This is a genomic window from uncultured Acidaminococcus sp. (assembly GCA_900538365.1).
Lineage (GTDB): Bacteria > Bacillota > Negativicutes > Acidaminococcales > Acidaminococcaceae > Acidaminococcus.
This window is the reverse complement of sequence record UPXT01000001.1, coordinates 61,325-78,597: the sequence shown is the minus strand read 5'-3', so window position 1 is coordinate 78,597 and position 17,273 is coordinate 61,325. Positions and strand designations below refer to the sequence as shown.

Sequence of the window (17,273 nt, the reverse complement as noted above, 5' to 3'; positions counted from 1 at the left end):
TGTTAATAAACTGTGATTGCAGAAATTTCGCCGTCGTCGGTGGAAGCGGGGTGCTTCTCGCAGCTGGACCCATCTGAATCAAATTCGCAAAAGCAAATTGGAAAGTGGTACGGAGCATTCATTGTGCGGCGCCACCCTTCTGCTGTGCGTTTTTCTGAGCATCTGAGCCAATCGGGGGCCATATTCGAAAAAGGTACATGAAAAAAAAGACCGGAAGGAAAGACCCAACCATCAGGGTTTTTCCTAAGGCGTCCATACCAAAGGGCAATGAAAAATGACCTGCCGTCACTATACAGTGATGACAGTTCATCTTGATTTTTATTATTCAGCGGTTTGGTCTCGCACGATATCAAGGATGAGATTTCCGACATCTTCTTTTGACATGAGACCCGGTTCCTTGATGGTTCCATCGGGAAAAAGAAGCTTGACAATGTTCGTATCCGTACTGAAACCAGCACCTGGGGCCGTGACGTCGTTTGCAACAATCATATCAAGATGCTTTTTCTGCACCTTGGCGGCCGCGTTGACAATGAGGTTCTGCGTTTCTGCGGCAAACCCGACGAGGAACTGATGGGTCTTCTTTTCTCCCAATAGTTTCAGGATATCAGGGTTCTTATCAAGATCGATGGTGAGACTCTCCTCATTTTTCTTGATCTTCTGCAGCGCTTTTTCATGAGGCCGGTAATCGGCAACGGCAGCAGCCTTGATTACGGCATCCACCGAGTCATAGACATTGAGGCAGGCATCCAGCATCTCCTGGGTCGACTCCACAGGAACCAGCGTTACATTCCGTGGGACAGCAAGGGCCGTCGGTCCTGAAACAAGAATCACATCAGCGCCGCGGCGCGCGGCATCGCGGGCAATAGCATAACCCATCTTGCCGCTCGACCGGTTGCCGATAAAGCGTACCGGGTCAATGGCTTCCCGAGTTCCCCCCGCAGTCACGAGGATGCGGCGCCCCCGAAGGTCGCCGTCGCGTTTTGCAAAAAAGTCGTCAAGATAGGCTTTGATATCTTCCGGTTCAGGAAGGCGTCCTGCCCCATTGATACCGCAGGCCAAATAGCCCGCTCCGCTAGGCATGATGAGGATGCCATCCCTGCGCAGCGTTTCCAGGTTGCGCACGACAGCCGGATTATTGAGCATATTCGTGTTCATGGCCGGGCAGATGATCTTGGGCTTATCACAGGCCATGAGCGTCGTCGACAGGAGATCATCAGCAATGCCGCCAGCCATCTTACCGATGATATTGGCGGTAGCCGGTGCCACAACCATAAGATCGCACCAACGGCCCAAAGCCACGTGTTCCACATTGAATTCATCATTGCCGCGCCACATGTCATAGGCAACAGGCGCGCCGCTGATTTCCTTGAATAACAGAGGGGACACAAGCTTAGTGGCTGCTTCCGTCATCACGACACGGACCTCTGCCCCCGCCTGGACAAGACGGCTGACGAGGGTGACCACCTTATAGCAGGCAATCCCACCGGTTACACCGATTGCAATCTTTTTGCCCTCTAACACAGTGGACTCCTTTTATTTCTTGGTGTTCGCTTTGGGTTCTGCCGTTATAAGCCCTTGGGCAATTTCTTCCATGGCGATGGAAACGGGCTTATTGGAATTGCTTTCGACAAGGGCCGGTGCATGGTCAACAAGCTGACGTGCCCGTTTGGCGGCCATGATGACAAGGCCGTATTTGGAACCCACTTTTTCAGCCAGATAATCAATGGACGGATCGATCATAGTCATGATAACAACACTCCTTTAGTCTTGTTCAGTCGTCTTTTGTTGGCAGATTTCATCAACAATGTAATAGGTTCGGCCTACTTTGAGATGTTCCACATCGATGATCTTACTGACCTTGTCCGTGGCCTTTTCCACTTCATCGTTGACGACAATATAATCATACTTCGAAGCATAGGCAAGTTCTGACGTTGCTGCACTAAGTCGGCGCTTAATGACATCAACAGCATCGGTCCCGCGTTTATAGATGCGCTTGCTGAGTTCGTCAAGGGACGGCGGGACGATGAAAACAAACACCCCGTCAGGATAGCTCTTTTTGACCTGCAGCGCGCCTTGAGGATCGATTTCAAGAACGACGTCAAGACCTTCGTTCAGCTTATCAAGAACGTACTGGCGAGGGGTCCCATAGTAGTTTCCATAAACGGAAGCATGTTCCAGAAGTCCGCCATTTTTGATCATTTCCTCAAATTCCTCACGGGTTTTGAAGAAATAGTTCTTGCCGTCCACTTCACCCTTGCGGGGTTCACGGGTCGTGCAGGAAACAGAATAGGCCATTTGGTCCCGTTTTTCAAGGAGCCGTCCGCAGATAGTTCCTTTGCCGGCACCGCTTGGTCCAGAAAGGACAAGTAAGATTCCCTGGGGTTTATTCATGGTCTCCTCCTTCTCCAGCTTCGTCGTCAATGTCATCGTCAACGGCAAACCGGTTGGCAATGGTCTCTGGCTGCAGGGCCGAAAGGACCAAATGTCCGCTGTCCATGATGAGGACGGAACGGGTTCGGCGCCCATAGGTTGCATCAATGACGACACCTTTGTCGCGGCCATCCTGGATGATCCGCTTGATAGGCGCCGATTCCGGGCCGATGATGGTAACGACCCGTTGGGCCGATACAATATTGCCAAATCCTATATTGATCAGTTTGATGTCCATTTCCTACTCCTTGCCACTATTGAATATTTTGGATCTGTTCCCGGACCTTTTCAATTTCGCCCTTCATTTCAACGACAGTCTGGGTCATCGTCGAATCACTGCATTTGGAGGCAATGGTGTTGGCTTCACGGTTAAATTCCTGTATCAAGAAGTCCATACGCCGACCGACAGGATGATCTTCCTGAAGCATCTGGCGGAACTGCTTGATATGACTGTGGAGACGGACCATCTCCTCTGTCGTGTTCACCTTGTCCGCATAGAGGGCAACTTCCTGAATGAGACGCGATTCATCAAGGTCCCCTACTCCATGGGCCCGCAGGGCATCAAGGAGCCGCTCTTCAAGGCGCTTTTCATAGTCCTTGACCGCTTCGGGGGCACGTTTTTCGATGAGGAAAAGCTTTTCCTCGATGAGGTCTACGCGGCGTGCCACATCTTGGGAGATGTTACGGCCTTCTTCCTCCCGCATCGCGTCCAAATGGAGCAGTCCCGTCTTGATGGCATCCAGCATATGGGGCCAGAGCGCTTCAAGATCGATCTTTGCCTCCCCGGGGATGACCACTTCAGGACATTTTGCCACAAAAAGAACCTCCCGCCCCTCATCAACCGCGCCTTCACGAGCGCCCAAAAGGGCTGAAAGTTCCTCTAAACTATCATGATAAGCCTTTGCAAGTCCTTTGTCAATTGTAATCTGACGGCCTTCCGTTCCCGTATAGGCGGCATTGACAAAAACGTCCATATGTCCCCGGCTCACATCATCCAAGATCACCTTGCGCATCCGGTTTTCAAGGGGTGCCAAGAAACGCGGCATGCGGATGGACAGTTCCGCATAACGGTGATTCACGGTCTTGATTTCAAAGGTAAAGGAAAACGAATCATCCTGATAATCGCCACGTCCGTAGCCGGTCATACTCTTTAACAACTTAAGGCCCCCTTAGTTCACTTTGTCCAGTTTCAGCACGTATTCCCGCGTCCCGCCGACTTCATCGGTTACGGCAAGGACCATGGTCCGTTTGGGATCGAGCTTCTTAAGGTCAAAATAGATATAATACTGATCATCCCAGACATTGACCGTAACGACACCGCCCGCGGCGGCACTGTTGATCTTCATCTTGCGTCTAGCCGCATGGTTGAGATTCGTATAATAGGGTTCCACCACATTAGTGCCCTGATACATCTTAACCTTGAGGAATTTCGGTTCAAGCTTGGTCGTTGTACTAATCGTGACCCCAAGGGCAAGCACGCCGTCATAGGCCTTGGCCACCTTCATGCCCCGGCTGACTGTTGGATTTCCCCCATTTTCCGCAGCACTCTTGGCATCGATGGCAGCCATCAGATAGGGCGTGTACATGATTGCTTTTTCCCCGACGCCATAGCGGTTCGTCTGCTTGCGGTCGTAAACGGTCCAAGGCGCCACCAATTCAAGGTCCGACGCCCCTTTGCGCTGGGTTCCGTAAAGCTGGGCAGCAGCAATATTGTTTTCCGTAAGGGGGAGCATGGCGTAAGCCGATTGGGTCAATGTCAAAAGGGCAGCAAGCAGCAATCCTGTTTTTTTCATTCCATAATCTCCTTTGCGGTTTGACCAGAAGGAATCCGCATATTATACTGTGTAAAGTGCCGTCTGGCATCTTACAATTACGGACCACGCACAATGTATCCATATATTATATAGAAAAACGGAAAATCGTGCAAATATAAGCCAAAAGGAGGCTTTTTTATGAACCTCGAAGGCATGACCTTAAGCGTTCTAGCTAAAGAGCTGCGGGACCATCTGGAAAACGGCAGGATCTATAAGATTTTCATGCCGAGCCGCAATTCCCTGCTCCTTGAGATTACGCTTCCAACCCATACCGACAACCTGCTCATTGACCTATCTGGGGATTCCCCCCTCGTGACCCTTCCCGAGCGTCTTCCTGAACGTCCTGATATGCCGCCCAGTTTCTGCATGCTTCTCCGTAAGCACCTTGAAGAAGGCCGCATTACGTCCATCACGCAGCTGGGCCTTGACCGCGTCCTTGTCATAGGCATTGATTTGATTGGCCGGGAACGCAAGATCGTAACCAAAAAACTGATCCTCGAACTGACGGGGAAAAACAGCAACATCATCTTTGTCGATGAAGCAGGACTCATCGTCGACTCTTTGCGCCACATTGGAAAGAAAGAAAGCCGCGTACGTCAGATCCTGCCAAATAAGCCCTATGAAGCGCCGCCCCTTATGGAGGGCATTTCCTTTCTGGAGGGCGATCCCCATGCCATCAGGGAGGCTTGTGTGGCAAGCGGAAAAGACAGTCTTACCGCTGCCCTTATTGCCGTAACCGTAGGCATCGGAAAAGAAACAGCCCAGGAAATCGTCTACCGTGCTGGCTTTGACAAGAAACCGGCCCTTATTTCCCTGACGGAAGCAGACGCCCTTGAAAAAGCCATTGCCTCCATCCAGGAAGAAGTAAAAGCCCGTCTCACAGGGGAAAACCAGACTGTCATGGCCCAAATCGATGGGCGCAACCGGATGAAGCACCTAGCGGCCTATGAAGCCCATGTAGGGGAAAAGATGACGCCTCGCTCCTTCCCCTGTCTGCTAGCCGCCCTGCTCTACAGTGCAAGCCTTGTTCCCATCCAGATTCCCGAAAAGGATACCCTGCAAAAGCTGGTCCTCAGCCATATTGCAAAAACCAAGAAAAAACAAAAGGCGCTCCAGAACGATCTCTTGCGGGCCGAAGACGCCGATACCCATAAAATCATGGCCGATACGCTCATGGCTTATGGAACTGCCTTAAAGAAGGGGCAAAAGGCAGTAACGCTCCCTAACATCTATACCAATGAGCCCCTTACCATCCCGCTCCAGCCCCAGCTGACAGCCATGGAAAATGCCCAAGCCTACTACAAGCGCTATAACAAGTACAAACGAGCGGTGAGCGAGATCCATACCCAGCAGGAAGAAACAGACAGTCTCCTTACCTATCTAGAAAGTCTTGACGCCTCCCTTGATACAGCAATCACCAAAGGGGACGTTTCAGAGATTAAGGAAGAAATCATTGCCCTTGGCCTCCTTCCCCGGCCTCGCAAAAAAATGGCCGTCCAGTCCAAATCGGTTCCGCTTAAGGTATCCCTTTCGGAAGATACCCTCCTTTATGTGGGGAAAAACAACAAGCAGAATGACTATGTCACCTTCAAACTGGGGCGCGCCCATGATCTTTGGTTCCATGCCAAGAACATCCCCGGCTCCCATGTCATCCTGAAAACGACCCTTCCAAGTCCCAGGGAAGAAGATATTCTACGGGCTGCCCAAATCGCCGCTTACTACAGCAAAGGACGCTTTTCCAGCCGCGTTCCCATCGACTGCACGCAGCGCCGCTATGTAAAAAAGCCAAATGGAGCCAAGCCGGGCTTTGTCATTTTTACCAACCAGAAAACCATCAACGTCGAGCCAAAAAAAGAACCGTGACCTAATGAAATGTACCCTCTTTACTGGACACCCAGTAAGGAGGGTACATTTTGCGTGATACGACTGAATTTAAGCTAATGGGTAAGGAAAGGATTCAGAAAAAAAACAAAATGGATGCCTCCCGAAATATATCGGGAAACATCCACTAATGCCATTTAACCAATTTATATGCGTCCACTTTTTGGGGTACACATCACAAGGGTCCGGTTCTTTTCGTTTGCTTATTTGACGGCAAAATGGTAGACAAGTTCATTAAAAGGAGTCTTGGCCGTCTTCTTTCCATAAAGGGCTCTTACCTCGTAGGTTCCGGGCTGACTGAACGTCAGGAACAAAATGGTTTGGCCCGGAGAACCGCCGCGGCCCGTAGGGTTTTCCATAGGCAGGTAGAAGGAATGCCCCATGTCGATCACGCCGTGGCCAAGGTCCTCTCCCGTAAGGGTCCACTCAAGGCCTAGAGACGGGTTGGCATCAAGATAAAGAGCAACGAGCTCGCCGGGATTCACAGAAAGGGTCTTGCCGGCCGCTTCTTTAGTCAGCTTATAGCTGGTGAGCAGGCGTGCCCCGCCGCCAACGTTGATGGCCCCTGTAAGGTCGGCATAAGGAATCAGGTCCGTAAAGGGTCCGCCGTCGGCATTTTCTGCCAGGATGCCCGTCTCACCAAAGACATAGCGCTTGCCGCCAAGGAGCCGCTCATAGTCCGCGCTCTTGGTATAGAGCAGGTCCTTTTCATCAAGGACACTGCCGGCTTCCGTATCAATGGTGACACCGTCATAGACCGTGCGCTGGCCTTCCGCTTTCAGGACAAAACTGACAAGGCTCGGCCGATTGAGTGTGATTTCGTAGGAAAGGCGAGCGCCTTCGCCTGCCTTTTTTTGCAGGGCTTCTGCTCGGGACCGCAGGATCCCATTGACATTATTTTGCAGATACGCTTCACGCAGGCCATCGATATAAGGGACCGATCCTCCCAACCTTGAATCTGCAACAACCGTCGTATGGCCAAAAGCAAAGACCGCCGCAGGCGCCGCCAAAAGGGCTGCGCAGGAAAGGGTCAGCATCCATTTCTTTACAATCATAAGGTAACCTCCACCTAAAAAATGTAGGGTGTCCGGTAGGGAGCAAGGAGGGATTCATCCCGTCTGTAGCACGTGCCTTCCCCCAGGGTAACAGACTGCCCTGCAGCCATTATACCATCAATTTGTGAATAATCTCCGACAATCACTCGTTTCGGCGTAAAAAGAAGAACTTTTTTAAGCACAGCCTCCCGCCCGATAACGATATCAGAAAAGCTAAAGATGACCATGGGGCCCGTCAGCTGTACGCCGTCCGCAAGTTTGGCCCCATAGGGCGCAACTACAAGGGCCCGTCCTGTGACTATTTTTTTCAGGGGAATCTGCAGTGCTTTTTTGCGGGCCACATAGGCGTAGCCCCGAAGAGGCAGCTGAAGGAAATGCCCCATGGGAAAATCAGGTCCCTTCCTGCAGATTTCGTCAAAGCTGCCTTCCAAAAAAAGTGGAAAATCCGCCGTGTAAGTCGTCTTTCCTGGTGCAAATAAAGCTTGATAATGGGGATGCTGCCGTCCTCCTGGGATGGCAAATTCATAGCGTGAAGCAGACCGAAGGACCGCGTCATCCTCGCTCCGGAGTTCCGTTTTTTCTTCCTTCACAAGCGCCTTTCCTAACCTGCGGGTCTTCACCACAAGGCGATACATAGGCTCTCGTCCGCTTTTTGGGCAGCGCACGACAAAGCGGTCGCCATCACGGGCAAAATCCTCCGCCTCCCTTGCCTTGCAGAAGGAAAAGAAAAGGGCCGTGCGCTGTTCCGCCTGCCAAAGAAAGCGCTGCTTATCGCGTCTTGTGGAAAGGCTTCGGACAAGGCTCATGATAAGGGACGCGGCCGCAACGATGATGACAAGGATAAGCCCCGCAACAAACCCATTTCTTCTACCAAAGTCCATAACCATAGACCTCCTTGAAAGGGCGCGCAATTCCATTTTTGCTAAGGATCAAGGTACAGGAAACAACCACCTGGTTTCCCGGCTGTTTTTCTGCCTGAAAGTCAAGGACTCTTAAATGAGGCCCTGTAAGCGGATTGATGCCAGGCGGCTTCATACCTTCCTGGGCGCTGATATAAAGGGTTTCCCTTCCAGATTGGGGCGAAGGCGCCGCATAGTACTGAATTTTTTGATACGGGGACCGGGTCCATAACTCCAACACGTCTCCGGAGCTTCCTTTTTTGATGGTAACAGCAAGTGCTTCATAGCGAAAATAATGCTCAAAACGGCAGTCAAGGTCCACTGCCGCCCGGCGCAGTTCCCAGCTATAAAGAAGCCTTGCTGACAAGACAGCCAGGCGCCCGCCGGCCCTTGCGCAAAGGCTGATGAGGAGCGCGAAAAGAAGGACAAACAGCATACATTCAAGCGCCACAAAACCTTTATCTTTTTTCATAGCGTACAACGCGAGCAAGAAGCCGTTTATAAGGCAGCGCATAGATGGCTGCGTGCCGTTCCTTTATCTGGGGCAGTTCAGGAACAATCCGCTCTTTTTCCACCCACTGATAGGAATCCAAAAGGGGCCCCGTCTGACCTGTTGCGGCAAAATGACGCAGGACCTGTTGGGCGTAAGCCCGCTCCTCCCAAGCACGCGTCCACCAGACCCCTAAGGAAAAAGCCTCCATGAGTAAAAAACACAAAAGGGACGTGAGCAGTGTGGCAAATAGATAATCGATGAGGACGAATCCCCTGCCCTTAGGGCAAATACGCAGCATAGGTCAGACGCCCCCTTACTGGTTCGAATGTGAATCCTCGCTTTTCTTTTTTCTTTGTTGTTTCAAGATAAATCGTCTCCATCCCGCCTTTAAGGGCGCCGCTTGTTGTAAAGGCCAGCTGGCGGGGCCCGCTGAGGATGACGGAAGGTGCCTCAAGGTCAAAGGAAAGGGGACTTTCCCTAAGCTTTTCATGCTTGACGCAGATGCCCTTTTGCCCGATGTCCGCCCTATAAAAGGGGCGATTTTCAAGGAGAGCCCCTTCCTGAGCTGCGGTGATGACGCTTGCTGCCTCGTAAGTACAAAGGTCAAGATGAGAATGGGCCTGTCCTTGTTGGACGGTCCGTACAAGTGGCAGGGAAAAGGATAGGAAAAAGGTCAAAAAGCTGATTCCGACCAGCATGTCCCCTAAGAGGAAACCAGCACGCTTACCCTTCAGCGCTGCCATGGCCCCCCTTCTTCCCTAGGTCACTGCTGCGCACCGTTTCGCCGCTGCTCAAGGTCCCAGAAAAGACGCATCCGATTTCCCCATTTTCTGCGCTTTCAAGGGTGATTCCTTTATAGTCCTTGTCCGGAGCAAATTTTCCCTTGACAAGCTCATCAACGGACTGAGGGGCCGTGCCTTTTTCCATTTCATAGACCTTAGCCGCACTGTCAAGGGTGGTCAAATTCATGACCAGCTGCGTATCATGGGATTTATTCATGGCACTTTTGATGGAGGGAATCAGTGCCGCTGCCATGACACCCAATATGGCAAGAACGATGAGAATTTCAAGAAGGGTAAAACCTCTTTTCTTTTTTATTTGGGTTCCTTTGGCTTGATTCATTATTCCTTGAGGACAGCTGATGTTGTTCAACATGATTCATTTCTCCTTTTGTTCTAGATGGCTGTAGGCAGCCCATTCATAAGGCCCATAAGGGGAGACATGACCCCATAGAGGATGAGGACACTGACACCGGCCATAAAAACCAAAAGAACCGGTTCCATCAGGCGCTTGACTGTCTTTAGGGTCAAGGTCAGTTCCTCGGTCATGAGGCGCGAAGCCTCGCTGAGCATTTGCGGAAGGCGTCCGCTTTCTTCCCCCATGCTGAGAAATTCCCGTGTCAGGGGAGAAATCAAAAAAGGCGCCGCAAAGGCTGCTCCCGAAAGCGACTCACCGCCCGTCACCGTGCGCAGGAGCTTTTGTCCTTCAAGACGCAGCGGCCCCATAGGCAAAAGGTTTCGGGCTTCTTCCAAGGCTTCATGGAGGGAAAGGTCGCTTTCAAGCAGAAGGGCCAATAATCCTACATAGCGAACTTCCCAAAAGCGGCCGTAAGCCCGCCGGAAGGGTGGAATGACAAGAAAAAGACGAAGCCTGTAAGGACGGATTGCGTGGTGGAAAAGAAAAAGTCCCAAAGTGACCCAGACCAGTGCCAAGGGATGATCCGTGAAGGCTGCCCTTACGGTCATCATCAGCGTCAGCCCAGCAGGAACGGAGAGATTGAGGTCTCCATAAAGCCCGGTAAATAAGGGCAGGACAGCGATGATAAAATAAAGCACAACGAGGCCGCCTACCCCCATGACTACCAGGGGATAAAAAAGGGCTCCCATCAGTTCCTTCCGAAACTCCCGTTTGCGATGATAGGAATCAGATAGACGCAGACACAAAACTGAGGTCCTGCCGCTTTTTTCCCCAGCTTCCAAGAGGACAGGGGCCAAGGGCCCAATTGCCTGCTGATGCCGCAAAAGGGCCTTTGATAAAGGTCTTCCCTTTTTCAGTTCCTCGCCGATCTGCCGGCAGAGAAGGGTCACCTTTTCACTTCCCCTAAGGCCCATGATTTCCAAGGCCCGCAGGATGGGAATCTCACTTTTAAGCAGGATGCCCAGTTCCTTGAAGAGCCGTTCCCGCTCTTCATCTGAAAAATGTCTGCTGGCTCCTCTTACTGAAAACCAGTCTTCCTTAAGGGATAGGATGCGGTCATGATTCCGTTTCAGGACCTGCAAGGCTTCGCCTTTATGTTCCGCCAAAAGGACGCCGCTCATGACTGCCCCCTTTCCTGTCCGTACTTTGTAGCGGTATCGTTTCATAGGTCATTCCTCCTTTGCTCGCCTTCTTTATTCAAGATGGAGCCCCCTATTCCTTGTTAAGGCAGCTCAATGTGCGTTTTCACGGGGCAACTGGAAAATAAAGGGACCGTCTTGATCTACGCTGCTGTGCTAAAGCATTAGGTACAAAAGAGGCCAAAAGGGTGGCCGGTCAGGAATCGAGCCACCAGGGAATCGATAGGGAAATGGACGGAACTGGGAAACCATGGACAGGAAGCAAGAAACGATTCTTCACAAAGTCAGCCGATTCGGGCGCACACAAAAAGAGCCATGAAGCGTACAGCTTCACAGCTCTTCTTAGGTATCAGTTATTTTTTGTCGTCCATCTTGTTCAGCATGCCTTGGATTTCCTGCATGAAACTATTCACGTCAGCAAATTGACGGTAAACGGAAGCAAAGCGGACATAGGCAATCTGGTCAATCTTTTCCAGTGCCTTCATGACGGTTTCGCCAATGAGGGTCGATTTGACCTCACTTTCGCCCAAAGCCCTCAGGTCCCGTTCGATGCCAGACGCGATGGACTGGATCTGTTCATAGGAGAAAGGTCTTTTTTCGAAAGCTTTCAGCAAGCCGTTTGTCAATTTCTGGCTGTCAAACAGTTCCCGGCGGCCATCTTTTTTGATGACCAAAAGCGGCGTTTCCTCATACTTTTCGTAAGTCGTGAAACGACGCCCACATTCCGGGCACTCCCGACGGCGTCTGATTGAAGTCCCGTTATCAACGGAACGGGAATCGATGACACGGCTGTCAGCGTAGGAACAGAATGGACATTTCATAAGCGTTACCTCAAAAGAATGCCTTATTTATTGCGGATCCAGGGCGGAATCTCCGAGCTCGGAGCGCCGAAAGAACCCACCTTGCCAGCAGCTTCTTTTTCAGCTGCCTGGGTAAAACGGCTCTGCGGGGTTTCCGGTTTGGTGAAAGGAGCCGGTTTCGGAGCCTTGATGGAACCGCCATTAGTGTCGTCAATCCCCGTGGCAATGACGGTGACACGGATGGTGTCACCCATGTTTTCGTCGATGGAAGCCCCAAAGATGATGGTGGCATCCGGATCAACGGCATCGGTGATGATCTTGCTGGCTTCGTTGACATCAATCAGGGATAGGTTCGGTCCCCCCGTGATATTAAGGAGTACCCCTTTGGCACCGGAAATGGTGCTGTCCAGCAGCGGGCTCTTGATGGCAGCTTCAGCCGCAGCCGCGGCGCCCTCTTCCCCATTGGAAGAGCCAATGCCCATCATGGCAGAACCAGCGTTGGACATGATCGTCTTCACATCGTTGAAATCAACGTTGATCAGACCAGGTACGCTGATAAGGTCACTGATGCCTTGGACGCCCTGACGCAGGACATCATCGGCAATCTTGAAAGCATCAACCATGCTCGTACGGCGGTCCACAACTTGGAGAAGACGGTCGTTCGGGATGGTAATGAGGGCGTCAACTTTGCTCTTGAGGTTGGCAATCCCCTGTTCGGCAACATTATAGCGACGGCGGCCTTCGAAGGTGAATGGTTTGGTGACGACGCCAACAGTCAGGGCGCCAGCCTGTTTTGCGCATTCAGCCACGATGTGGGCAGCCCCCGTACCAGTACCGCCGCCCATGCCAGCCGTAACAAAGACCATATCGGAACCCTTGAGGAGATCTGCCAGCTGGTCTTTATTTTCCTGGGCCGCTTTTTCACCGACTTCTGGATCGGCACCTGCGCCGAGTCCTCTTGTTGCTTCTTCACCAATTTGGATCTTGGTGGGGGCCTTGCTGGTCATCAGTGCCTGTGCATCACAGTTTACAGCCACAAATTCGACACCCTGCAGTCCCGTATCGATCATGCGGTTTACGGCGTTGTTTCCGCCGCCACCGACACCGATAACTTTGATTTTTTCCAGCGGCTGTTGTCCAGCCTGTTGCTTTTCCGCTTCAAACATCTCCATGGTCCTCCTCACATCGATTATCTGAATAGATTTAGAGTGTGATCTTAAAAATATCCTGTACTATAGTATACCATTTGATGCGCTTTATTTCACGCACTTTTACAAGAAAAGTCAAGAAACCTTTCGTTTTTTTTGAGGTCTTTATTTGGAACCCCGCCTGCAATCCTACTTTTTCATGAATAGCCGGCGGATGATGGCAATGTTATTGAAGATCCGCAGGCCGAAAGCCAACACGGCTACATAATAAAGGTCAATGCCCAATCTCATGCCAAAATAGCAGAGAAAAACAGCGAAAAGACCGTTTGCAAAAAAGCCACTAATGAAGACACTGCTGTCATAGGTTCCTTCTTTTACGGCACGAAGTCCGCCAAAACCAGCGTCAAGAGACGCCATAAAGGCAACGGCAACAAGCTTGCTGTAGACCTGGGGAAAGACAGGCAGGTAAGCGCCCAGCGCAATGCCCAAGGCTAGACCAAAGATGGCGTAGATCATGTTACTTCTCCTCCTTTGGTTTGGCAAACTCATAATGGCGGGTCCCTTCAAAGGCGGGGACCGTCACTTGGTCTTTTTTGATTACATCAACCGTAATCCCCCAGAACTTCAACGTTTCGACCACACCGCCGCGCAGGCGCAGGGCACTTTCAAGACGCTTGGGATCGCCAATGGCACGGACCACATAAGGCGGTGAAAACCGTGTGTTGTTGACAGAAACGGTCGGTCCGGCACAGCGCACTTCCGATATATCGAGGATACGCTGATCGTTCAGGGAAATGGCTTCCGCGCCGGCTGCCCGCAATTCATTGAGAATTCGCAGGAGGTCATCATCGTGGATGATGTAAAGATTTGGATCTTCCCCCTGTTTGGCTGGTACCTTGCTGTCATCCAAGGTCACTTCGACGCCGGGGCCCTGCATGGTCACTTCCCCTGCCCGCATCTTCATGGCAAAAGTTTCTTTGGGATCGCTGCTGCCTGCACCGGCTTCCTCCAGTTTCCTGACCCGTTCCTGAAGGGCCGTCTTTTCCTTTTCCGAAGTCTTGAGTTTCTCTACCAGATCCTCGGCCCGCTGCTGGTTGATATTATGGCTCCGCTGCATTTCGGCACTGCGAAACTGCGTGGAGACCATGATTCCGAGCACAAGGAAAACGAGAAACATGAAGAACTTCTCTCTTTTATCTTTATAAGCCATAGAACGTTCTCCTTCTACTCGAGCTTGACATAAGGCTGTTCATAGGTAATATCGATATACTTGCCCTTGAATTTCCGGTTCCCCATTTCCCGGCAGAGCATCACAAAGGTATCAATCTTTTTGTTGGCATTTTCTGCATCGCCAACGATGATGGGGAGGCTCCGGCGCAGATGGATGGTTATCTGCTTCCGCCCATCCATGGAAACTTCCGTAATCTGGTCCTGAATGGAAGGTTCCAGGCGGCCCAAAAAGTGCAGGAGCCCCCTCACATCCTCATCTTCGATTTCATCCCCATCCATAAGGTTTCCCCCATGATAGCCCGTCAATAGCGGTGCTGTCGCATCAGGGATGCTGCTATAGACGGCAAGGACGTGTCCTGAATAGGAAACCTTGGCAAACTGCGGGCCATCGCATTCCACATACAGACCGGGCAATCGTTCCGTGATATGGATATCAAAATACGTGGGAAAGGCAAAGGAAATGCTTGCCTTTTCAATGCGTACATCCTTTTCAAGGTCCTGGATCAGCTGCTTTCGGTCAATATCAAGGACATTGATGGGCTCCCACAGGCCGCCTTCTTCCATGACTTCTTCCCGTGTGATATAGGTGGCTCCAATGATGCGGATTTTCCCTATATGAAGACCCGGCCGATGGATCAGGAACCAAAAGAGCCCAAAGGCAGCCAAGAAGGCAAGCAGTGCGCTTACCACACGGGGTGAAGGACTGGGGAGTGTGAAGGACGGCCTGAAATGCCAGTGTTTCTTTCGTTTTTTACCGGTCTTTCTTTCCGCCGCCTCCTTTCCTTTCTCTTTTTCAGGAGGGGATGGCGGCACAGGCGGGCGAAAAGGCTTCCGGTTCCACTTTGGCGGTTCCATAGCCGTTAGCCCAAATGAGCCGTTTCAAGGATCTTTTCACACAGATCCGGGAAAGAAAGGCCCATGGCCTTTGCTGCTTTCGGCACAAGGCTCGTTGCCGTCATACCGGGAATCGTATTGACTTCAAGGCAGATGAAGCGGCCTTCTGTGTCAACCATTTCATCGACACGGGCGACCCCGCTGCAGCCAAGGGCCTTATAAGCCTTCACGGCTTCTTCTTGGAGAGCCTTTGTGAGGATTTCATCAAAAGGCGCCGGGCAGGTGTAGGTGGTGGCTCCCTTGGTATATTTATTGTGGTAGTCATAAAAGTCCACATGGGGCTCAATGAGGACAAGGGGCATAGCAACCGGGTTTCCGCTGGCATCCATCATGACGCCTGCGGCCACTTCCTTTCCCGTAAAGAAGGCTTCGGCAAGGACAAGTTGCCCATAAGAGAACGCTTCTTCAAGGGCCTTATCCAGGTCTTCTTCCTTTTTGACGATGGTCACGCCAATGCTGGAACCCTGTTCCGCCGGTTTGACAACGCAAGGAATCCCTAGCTGACGGAGGATGTCTTGTTTGGCCGTTTGTCTGTCCTTATCGGTTAGGTAAAGGCACTTTGCGGTCTTTACACCGTTTGCCTCAAACATTCTTTTTGTGTAGAACTTATTCATGGCAAGGGCGCTTGAAAGAACGCCGGACCCTGTGTAAGGAATGCCAAGCATTTCAAGGACGGCCTGCATCCTGCCATCTTCCCCATAAAGACCGTGGACGGCATTAAAAACGACTTGTATCCCTGCATCTTCAATCTGGGAAGGGAAAAGGGACGGATCAAGGTCAACGGGTACTGCGTCATAGCCTTTTTCCTTTAACGCTTCCACAATGGCCGACCCTGTATTCAGGGACACTTCCCGCTCCTTACTGGGTCCGCCCATAACAACGCCAATACGTTTTGTCTTCATCATGCTTTCTTACTCCCTTCCAATGCTTCTGCAAGGTTTGCACCCAGCTGATTGATACTGCCGGCACCGATGGTCATGATGAGGTCACCGGCAGCCGCATGTTCCACAAGGTAATTTTTAATGGATTCAAAGCCGCTCATATAGCTCACATCCTGACCGGTCGTCTTTTGAATGGTCTCAGCAAGCATCTTGCCTGAAATGCCGGGAATGGGATCCTCACTGGCAGCATAGATATCTGTCACAATGAGTTCATCAGCGTCCTTGAAAGCGACGGCAAATTCGTCAAGCAGGAGTTTTGTCCGCGTGTAGCGGTGGGGCTGGAAAACAACGATAAGACGTTTGGGCTGCGTCTGTCGGGCAGCTTTTAACGTGACCTTGATTTCCGTAGGATGATGGGCATAGTCATCTACGACCCAGATGCCGCGCACCCGTCCCTTGGTCTCAAACCGCCGTTTGGCGCCGGTAAACTTTTCGAGGCTCCTAGAAATTTCTTCTACGGAAAGGCCAAGTTCCCGAGCAGCGGCAAGCGCACCCAAGGCATTGAGGACATTGTGCCGGCCCGGCACAATCAGATGACCTTCCCCGATTTTTTCACCGCGGAAAAGGATATCATAGTGGGTGCCGTCCTTGGCATACTCAATATTTGCGGCACGGTAGTCCGAGTCCTTTGCGTCAATGCCATAGCTGACGACCTCTGTTGCGGTCTTTTTTCCGACGCGGCGCACCTTCTCATTATCATAACAAAGAATGGCCTTGCCATGTTCCTTGACTTGATCGACGAACTGCTGGAAAGCTTCCTGGATCTTTTCTTCCGTTCCATAATGGTCCAGATGATCATTTTCAATATTCGTAATGACGGCTAAATAAGGACGGAACTTGAGAAAGGAACCATCGCTTTCGTCAGCTTCTGCCACGACATAATCACTTTCGCCATTGACGGAGTTCGTGCCAAGGTTATTGACCACGCCGCCTACCACGACAGTCGGATCGATGCCATTATCACAGGTAATGAGGCTCAGCATGGAACTTGTCGTTGTTTTTCCATGGGCGCCGGCCACAGCAATGCCTTTATGCTTATTCATGAGATAAGCCAGGACATCGCTGCGATGAATGACAGGAACGCCGCGCTTGTGGGCTTCCACCAGCTCCGGATTATCTGGATGGATGGCTGTTGAAACGACAATGACCTCAGCGCGCTCAATCTGACAGGCCGCATGGCCAATAAAGACAAGGGCGCCTTCTTTTGCGAGCTTGGTCGCCATTTCTCCCGGTTTTGCATCGGACCCGGAGACATGGAACCCTCGTTTGATGAGGACATTGGCAAGGGCACTCATGCCAGCGCCGCCAATGCCGATAAAATGAATATTTTTGATCTGATCCAAATCGATCAC

21 protein-coding genes are annotated in these 17,273 nt (G+C 51.4%); 1 reads left to right on the top strand and 20 read right to left on the bottom strand.

The window, feature by feature from the left end:
* Nucleotides 1-321 precede the first annotated feature (321 nt).
* Genes coaBC through QZQ08_RS00385 form a run of 6 tightly spaced genes read right to left on the bottom strand, consistent with a single transcriptional unit; the run spans nt 322 to nt 4,223 of the window.
* Nucleotides 322-1,521 carry a bifunctional phosphopantothenoylcysteine decarboxylase/phosphopantothenate--cysteine ligase CoaBC gene (gene coaBC / locus QZQ08_RS00410; RefSeq protein ID WP_296326394.1) on the bottom strand — a complete coding sequence of 400 codons (1,200 nt, stop codon included), beginning with the start codon at nt 1,519-1,521 and terminating at the stop codon, nt 322-324.
* Between the two features lie 12 nt (nt 1,522-1,533).
* A complete protein-coding gene (gene rpoZ, locus QZQ08_RS00405; RefSeq protein ID WP_366140896.1) occupies nt 1,534-1,740 on the bottom strand; it encodes a DNA-directed RNA polymerase subunit omega in 207 nt (68 codons plus the stop codon).
* A 21-nt stretch (nt 1,741-1,761) separates the two neighbouring features.
* On the bottom strand, nt 1,762-2,391 hold the full coding sequence (gene gmk, locus QZQ08_RS00400; RefSeq protein ID WP_296326390.1) for a guanylate kinase: 630 nt from the start codon (nt 2,389-2,391) through the stop codon (nt 1,762-1,764).
* A complete protein-coding gene (gene remA / locus QZQ08_RS00395; protein ID WP_296326389.1) occupies nt 2,384-2,668 on the bottom strand; it encodes an extracellular matrix/biofilm regulator RemA in 285 nt (94 codons plus the stop codon). Before remA ends, gmk begins: the two co-directional genes overlap by 8 nt.
* Before the next feature lie 16 nt (nt 2,669-2,684).
* A complete protein-coding gene (locus QZQ08_RS00390) occupies nt 2,685-3,587 on the bottom strand; it encodes a YicC/YloC family endoribonuclease (RefSeq protein ID WP_296326388.1) in 903 nt (300 codons plus the stop codon).
* Nucleotides 3,588-3,599: 12 nt separating this feature from the next.
* Complete coding sequence (locus QZQ08_RS00385; RefSeq protein ID WP_296326387.1) at nt 3,600-4,223, bottom strand: hypothetical protein; 624 nt, start codon at nt 4,221-4,223, stop codon at nt 3,600-3,602.
* Nucleotides 4,224-4,382: 159 nt separating this feature from the next.
* Here QZQ08_RS00385 and QZQ08_RS00380 point away from each other — a divergent pair, with 159 nt between their 5' ends.
* Nucleotides 4,383-6,107 (top strand): NFACT family protein, encoded by a 1,725-nt coding sequence (locus tag QZQ08_RS00380; RefSeq protein ID WP_296326384.1) that lies wholly within the window; start codon nt 4,383-4,385, stop codon nt 6,105-6,107.
* Nucleotides 6,108-6,328: 221 nt separating this feature from the next.
* Here QZQ08_RS00380 and QZQ08_RS00375 read toward each other — a convergent pair whose 3' ends face one another.
* The 14 genes from QZQ08_RS00375 to murC all read right to left on the bottom strand — a co-directional run bounded on the left by QZQ08_RS00375 (nt 6,329) and on the right by murC (nt 17,273).
* Nucleotides 6,329-7,180 (bottom strand): protease inhibitor I42 family protein, encoded by an 852-nt coding sequence (locus QZQ08_RS00375; RefSeq protein WP_296326381.1) that lies wholly within the window; start codon nt 7,178-7,180, stop codon nt 6,329-6,331.
* A 14-nt stretch (nt 7,181-7,194) separates the two neighbouring features.
* Nucleotides 7,195-8,061, bottom strand: a complete 867-nt coding sequence (locus QZQ08_RS00370) for a hypothetical protein (RefSeq protein ID WP_296326379.1) — start codon at nt 8,059-8,061, stop codon at nt 7,195-7,197.
* Nucleotides 8,048-8,515: a hypothetical protein gene (locus QZQ08_RS00365; RefSeq protein ID WP_296326376.1), complete on the bottom strand. Its 468-nt coding sequence runs from the start codon at nt 8,513-8,515 to the stop codon at nt 8,048-8,050. Before QZQ08_RS00365 ends, QZQ08_RS00370 begins: the two co-directional genes overlap by 14 nt.
* Before the next feature lie 22 nt (nt 8,516-8,537).
* The gene (locus QZQ08_RS00360; RefSeq protein WP_296326373.1) at nt 8,538-8,870 is read right to left on the bottom strand and encodes a hypothetical protein; all 333 of its coding nucleotides are present in this window, start codon (nt 8,868-8,870) and stop codon (nt 8,538-8,540) included.
* A complete protein-coding gene (locus QZQ08_RS00355; RefSeq protein ID WP_296326370.1) occupies nt 8,851-9,315 on the bottom strand; it encodes a hypothetical protein in 465 nt (154 codons plus the stop codon). The genes QZQ08_RS00360 and QZQ08_RS00355 overlap by 20 nt, the downstream gene beginning before the upstream one ends.
* Nucleotides 9,296-9,727, bottom strand: coding sequence for a type II secretion system protein (locus QZQ08_RS00350; RefSeq protein ID WP_296326367.1), 432 nt, complete (start codon nt 9,725-9,727; stop codon nt 9,296-9,298). The genes QZQ08_RS00355 and QZQ08_RS00350 overlap by 20 nt, the downstream gene beginning before the upstream one ends.
* Nucleotides 9,728-9,747: 20 nt before the next feature.
* Nucleotides 9,748-10,935 carry a type II secretion system F family protein gene (locus QZQ08_RS00345; protein WP_296326365.1) on the bottom strand — a complete coding sequence of 396 codons (1,188 nt, stop codon included), beginning with the start codon at nt 10,933-10,935 and terminating at the stop codon, nt 9,748-9,750.
* Nucleotides 10,936-11,261: 326 nt separating this feature from the next.
* Nucleotides 11,262-11,729: a transcriptional regulator NrdR gene (gene nrdR, locus QZQ08_RS00340; protein WP_296326362.1), complete on the bottom strand. Its 468-nt coding sequence runs from the start codon at nt 11,727-11,729 to the stop codon at nt 11,262-11,264.
* A gap of 23 nt (nt 11,730-11,752) precedes the next feature.
* Nucleotides 11,753-12,874, bottom strand: coding sequence for a cell division protein FtsZ (gene ftsZ / locus QZQ08_RS00335; protein WP_296326360.1), 1,122 nt, complete (start codon nt 12,872-12,874; stop codon nt 11,753-11,755).
* A 171-nt stretch (nt 12,875-13,045) separates the two neighbouring features.
* Complete coding sequence (locus tag QZQ08_RS00330) at nt 13,046-13,372, bottom strand: small basic family protein (protein ID WP_296326357.1); 327 nt, start codon at nt 13,370-13,372, stop codon at nt 13,046-13,048.
* Between the two features lies 1 nt (nt 13,373).
* Nucleotides 13,374-14,066 (bottom strand): DUF881 domain-containing protein, encoded by a 693-nt coding sequence (locus tag QZQ08_RS00325; RefSeq protein ID WP_296326354.1) that lies wholly within the window; start codon nt 14,064-14,066, stop codon nt 13,374-13,376.
* A gap of 14 nt (nt 14,067-14,080) precedes the next feature.
* Nucleotides 14,081-14,776, bottom strand: coding sequence for a cell division protein FtsQ/DivIB (locus QZQ08_RS00320; RefSeq protein WP_296326352.1), 696 nt, complete (start codon nt 14,774-14,776; stop codon nt 14,081-14,083).
* A gap of 170 nt (nt 14,777-14,946) precedes the next feature.
* Nucleotides 14,947-15,885 carry a D-alanine--D-alanine ligase gene (locus QZQ08_RS00315; RefSeq protein WP_296326349.1) on the bottom strand — a complete coding sequence of 313 codons (939 nt, stop codon included), beginning with the start codon at nt 15,883-15,885 and terminating at the stop codon, nt 14,947-14,949.
* Nucleotides 15,882-17,273 (bottom strand): UDP-N-acetylmuramate--L-alanine ligase, encoded by a 1,392-nt coding sequence (gene murC, locus QZQ08_RS00310; protein WP_296326346.1) that lies wholly within the window; start codon nt 17,271-17,273, stop codon nt 15,882-15,884. The genes QZQ08_RS00315 and murC overlap by 4 nt, the downstream gene beginning before the upstream one ends.

Bases quoted from the DNA above. Each gene is read 5' to 3' on its own strand.
- rpoZ (WP_366140896.1), bottom strand. From the start codon at position 1,740: ATGATCGATCCGTCCATTGATTATCTGGCTGAAAAAGTGGGTTCCAAA.
- gmk (WP_296326390.1), bottom strand. From the start codon at position 2,391: ATGAATAAACCCCAGGGAATCTTACTTGTCCTTTCTGGACCAAGCGGT.
- remA (WP_296326389.1), bottom strand. From the start codon at position 2,668: ATGGACATCAAACTGATCAATATAGGATTTGGCAATATTGTATCGGCC.
- QZQ08_RS00385 (WP_296326387.1), bottom strand. From the start codon at position 4,223: ATGAAAAAAACAGGATTGCTGCTTGCTGCCCTTTTGACATTGACCCAA.
- QZQ08_RS00380 (WP_296326384.1), top strand. From the start codon at position 4,383: ATGAACCTCGAAGGCATGACCTTAAGCGTTCTAGCTAAAGAGCTGCGG.
- QZQ08_RS00375 (WP_296326381.1), bottom strand. From the start codon at position 7,180: ATGATTGTAAAGAAATGGATGCTGACCCTTTCCTGCGCAGCCCTTTTG.
- QZQ08_RS00370 (WP_296326379.1), bottom strand. From the start codon at position 8,061: ATGGACTTTGGTAGAAGAAATGGGTTTGTTGCGGGGCTTATCCTTGTC.
- QZQ08_RS00365 (WP_296326376.1), bottom strand. From the start codon at position 8,515: ATGCTGTTTGTCCTTCTTTTCGCGCTCCTCATCAGCCTTTGCGCAAGG.
- QZQ08_RS00360 (WP_296326373.1), bottom strand. From the start codon at position 8,870: ATGCTGCGTATTTGCCCTAAGGGCAGGGGATTCGTCCTCATCGATTAT.
- QZQ08_RS00355 (WP_296326370.1), bottom strand. From the start codon at position 9,315: ATGGCAGCGCTGAAGGGTAAGCGTGCTGGTTTCCTCTTAGGGGACATG.
- QZQ08_RS00350 (WP_296326367.1), bottom strand. From the start codon at position 9,727: ATGTTGAACAACATCAGCTGTCCTCAAGGAATAATGAATCAAGCCAAA.
- QZQ08_RS00345 (WP_296326365.1), bottom strand. From the start codon at position 10,935: ATGAAACGATACCGCTACAAAGTACGGACAGGAAAGGGGGCAGTCATG.
- nrdR (WP_296326362.1), bottom strand. From the start codon at position 11,729: ATGAAATGTCCATTCTGTTCCTACGCTGACAGCCGTGTCATCGATTCC.
- ftsZ (WP_296326360.1), bottom strand. From the start codon at position 12,874: ATGTTTGAAGCGGAAAAGCAACAGGCTGGACAACAGCCGCTGGAAAAA.
- QZQ08_RS00330 (WP_296326357.1), bottom strand. From the start codon at position 13,372: ATGATCTACGCCATCTTTGGTCTAGCCTTGGGCATTGCGCTGGGCGCT.
- QZQ08_RS00325 (WP_296326354.1), bottom strand. From the start codon at position 14,066: ATGGCTTATAAAGATAAAAGAGAGAAGTTCTTCATGTTTCTCGTTTTC.
- QZQ08_RS00315 (WP_296326349.1), bottom strand. From the start codon at position 15,885: ATGATGAAGACAAAACGTATTGGCGTTGTTATGGGCGGACCCAGTAAG.